This window comes from Monashia sp. HAY1-2A (assembly GCF_056755315.1).
Genome location: NZ_JBNDHY010000249.1, coordinates 1 through 3,472 on the forward strand (window position 1 = coordinate 1; position 3,472 = coordinate 3,472).

At 71.6% G+C, this 3,472-nt stretch carries 4 protein-coding genes and 1 pseudogene; 3 read left to right on the forward strand and 2 right to left on the reverse strand.

What is annotated here, in order from left to right; all coding sequences use genetic code 11:
- From ACPYOM_RS21305 to ACPYOM_RS21315, 3 genes and pseudogenes are all read left to right on the forward strand, one after another.
- Positions 1-119, forward strand: a pseudogene (locus ACPYOM_RS21305) (ferredoxin reductase); the annotation flags it as partial.
- A 14-nt stretch (positions 120-133) separates the two neighbouring features.
- The gene (locus ACPYOM_RS21310; protein ID WP_481347486.1) at positions 134-1,408 is read left to right on the forward strand and encodes a fatty acid desaturase family protein; all 1,275 of its coding nucleotides are present in this window, start codon (positions 134-136) and stop codon (positions 1,406-1,408) included.
- The gene (locus tag ACPYOM_RS21315) at positions 1,398-2,120 is read left to right on the forward strand and encodes an HAD family hydrolase (protein ID WP_481347487.1); all 723 of its coding nucleotides are present in this window, start codon (positions 1,398-1,400) and stop codon (positions 2,118-2,120) included. Before ACPYOM_RS21310 ends, ACPYOM_RS21315 begins: the two co-directional genes overlap by 11 nt.
- Positions 2,121-2,144: 24 nt before the next feature.
- Here the strand turns inward: ACPYOM_RS21315 and ACPYOM_RS21320 are convergent, their stop codons facing one another.
- Both ACPYOM_RS21320 and ACPYOM_RS21325 read right to left on the reverse strand, forming a co-directional pair.
- Entirely contained in the window at positions 2,145-2,684 is a 540-nt protein-coding gene (locus ACPYOM_RS21320) for a hypothetical protein (protein ID WP_481347488.1), read from the reverse strand.
- A gap of 76 nt (positions 2,685-2,760) precedes the next feature.
- A partial coding sequence (locus tag ACPYOM_RS21325) for an IMP dehydrogenase (protein WP_481347489.1) occupies positions 2,761-3,472 on the reverse strand: 712 nt, incomplete at its 5' end.

Sequence of the window (3,472 nt, forward strand, 5' to 3'; positions counted from 1 at the left end):
CACCGCTCGTGGCCGGCAAGGTCCGCGACCTGCGTACCGGAGAGGTCCACGGCGACGAGGGCGAGCTGATCCAGACCTGCGTCAACGCCGCTGCCGGGCCCGTCCATCTGGACATCTGAGAAGGGAACCACCGATGACCACCACCGTGAACCGACCCGCCCCCACGACCCCCACCGGACCGTCCGCGGACGGCCGTGAGGTCCGGCCCCGGAAGCCGGTCCTGGCCGCCGCCGGTGGCCCGGCGAAGCGCCCGAGCGCCGCCGCGCACCTGTCCGACGCCGACGTCGAGCGTCTCGGCCAGGAGCTCGACGCCCTGCGCAACCGCGTCATCGCGACCCGGGGTGCCAAGGACGCCGCCTACATCCGCCGGGTGATCCGCATCCAGCGCACGCTCGAGCTCGCCGGCCGCGCCACGCTGCTCTTCTCGAAGAAGAAGACGGCGCTCGTCGCAGGTACCGCGATGCTCTCGGTCGCCAAGATCCTCGAGAACATGGAGATCGGGCACAACGTCCTGCACGGCCAGTGGGACTGGATGCGCGACCCCGACATCCACTCGACGACGTGGGAGTGGGACTTCGTCACGCCCGCCGCCGCCTGGAAGCACACCCACAACGACCTGCACCACACGTGGACCAACGTGCTGGGCAAGGACAAGGACGTGGGCTACTCGGTGCTGCGCATGGACGAGGACCAGCCGTGGCACCCCTCCAACATCTTCAATCCCGCCATCAACATGGTCCTGGCGCCCTTCTTCGAGTGGGGCATCGCCATCTACGACCTCGAGCTCGAGGCCTACCAGCAGGGCGAGAAGTCCAAGGACGAGCTCAAGGCGGACCTCAAGGCGATGGGACGCAAGGTGGTGCGTCAGTTCACCAAGGACTACGCCGCCACGCCGCTGGCCGCCGTGCCGTTCGGCTCCGGCAAGCAGGCCCTCATCGGCACCTTCACGGCCAACGCCATCCGCAACGTGTGGGCCCACTCGGTCATCTTCTGCGGCCACTTCCCCGACGGCGTCGACACCTTCACCGAGGAGGAGATCGAGGGCGAGACGCGCGGCGACTGGTACATCCGCCAGATGCTCGGATCGGCCAACATCTCCGGCTCGAAGCTGATGCACATCATGACCGGCAACCTGTCCCACCAGATCGAGCACCACTGCTTCCCCGACCTGCCGAGCAACCGCTACGCCGAGGTCGCGGTGGAGCTGCGCGAGATCTGCGAGCGCTACGGGCTGCCCTACACGACCGGCCCGCTGCCGCGTCAGGTCGGGCAGGCCTGGGCGAAGGTCTTCCGGCTGGCGCTGCCGCCGCGCGCGGCGCGCACGCCGCGCCGGCTGCCCAAGGACGCCGTCAACGCGTCGGTGCCGCGCCGTCGGGCGGCCCTGCCCCTCGCCGCCCATGTCGGCTGACGCGTCGACCCTCGGCCCCCTGCCCCTCTCGGGCGGGGGGCCTGTCGCGGCGTTCTTCGACCTCGACCGGACGCTGATCCGCGGGTCGGCCAACTACCCCCTCGCGATCGCCGCCTTCCGGGGCGGTCACGTGCCGTGGCGCGACCTCGTTAAGGACACCGTCAACGCGATCTCCTTCCACCGCAAGGGATCCACCGACGCGGGGTCCGAGGCGCTGCGCGAGCGCATCCTGCGCGCGGTGGCCGGCATCCGGCAGTCCGACATCATCCACCTCACCGACGCCATCGTGCCCGGCATCGTCCGCAGGGCCATCCCGGCGTCCCTGACGCTGCTGTCGGACTGCAAGGCCCTCGGCCAGGACCGCATCGTCGTGTCGGCCTCGCCCATCGAGCTCGTGAGCCGCATCGCGACGGCCCTGGGCCTTGAGGGCGCGGTCGCCACCCGCAGCGAGCTCGACGACGAGGGCCGCTACACCGGGCACCTGGCCGGTGAGTTCTGCTACGGCGCCGGCAAGGTCATCGAGATCGAGAAGCTCGCGGCCGAGCGCGGCTACGACCTCGCCCGGTGCACCGCCTACAGCGACTCGGTGAGCGACCTGCCGATGATGGAGCGCGTCGGACAGGCCGTGGCCGTCAACCCCGACCGCGAGCTGCGCGAGATCGCCCGCGAACGCGGTTGGCGCGTCGTCGAGGTCGGCCGCAAGCGTCATTGACCCGGTCGCACCCTGCCTGGGTGGTCACGGTCCGTTCGTGCCGCTGAGCATGCTGCGGACCGTGTCGACGGTCCGGCGCTCGAACTCCGTCGTCTCGTCGCGGAGTGCGCCCAGCTCGGCGACCGCGCCGGCGCTGCCCTGCTCGTGGCCGACCAGGGCCGTCCCCACCCGCACGTCCAGGTGGACCAGGCCGCGCACGATGGGGTCCAGCCGCTGGTAGGTGGCCACGTCGCTGAGGCTGGCAACGGCGACCTGTGCCGCGACGAGCCGCGGCAGGAGGGCACGCATCGTCTCCTCGTACCGGCGGGCCTCGGCGAGCGACTGCTCCCGGGGCTGGGAGCCGACCGCCCAGGTCACCCACGCGATCGCCTGGGTTCCCGTCGCGACCAGCTGCACGAGGTCGAGGAGCGACTGGCGCGCCGCGCGCGTCAGCTCGTCCCGGCGGGCGGCGGCCACCCGCTCGCGCTCGATGCGCACCTGGTGCCCCGAGGCGATGAGGGAACCCACGATGCCCGCCACCGCGCCGATCGCGGTGCCGAGCAGGCCGGCGAGGGCGGCGTCCACCCGACCAGTCTGCCGGGCTCGCCCGTCCGGGAGATGCCGTTCGAGCGAGCCGGCACCGGACAGGACGCGCCGTACCTCACCAGGACGTGTGGAGCGGGCGCCCCTCGGCGAACCCGGCGGTGCTCTGGAGGCCGACCACGGCACGCTCGTGGAACTCCTCGAGGGTGCGCGCCCCCGCGTACGTGCAGCTGCTGCGCAGGCCCGCGATGATCTGGTCGATGACGTCCTCGACCGACGGCCGGGCGGGGTCGACGTACATCCGTGCGCTGCTGATGCCCTCCTCGAAGAGGGACTTGCGTGCGCGGTCGTAGGCGGTGTCGCCCGCCGTGCGGTTGCGGACCGCGCGAGAGCTGGCCATGCCGAACGACTCCTTGTACATGCGGCCGTCGTTGTCGGTGTACAGGTCCCCGGGCGACTCGAGGGTGCCGGCGAACCAGGAGCCGATCATGACGTTGGAGGCGCCGGCGGCCAGGGCGAGCGCGACGTCGCGCGGGTGGCGCACTCCACCGTCGGCCCAGACATGTCGGCCGAGCTCCCTTGCCGCCGTGGCACATTCGAGCACCGCGGAGAACTGCGGCCGACCGACGGCCGTCATCATCCGCGTCGTGCACATGGCACCGGGGCCGACGCCGACCTTGACGATGTCGGCTCCTGCCTCGATGAGCTCGCGGGTGCCGGCGGCAGACACGACGTTGCCGGCGACGACGGGGACCTGCGGACCGAGTGCCCGTACGGCGCGCAACGCCTCCATCATCTTGTCCTGGTGGCCGTGCGCGGTGTCGATGACG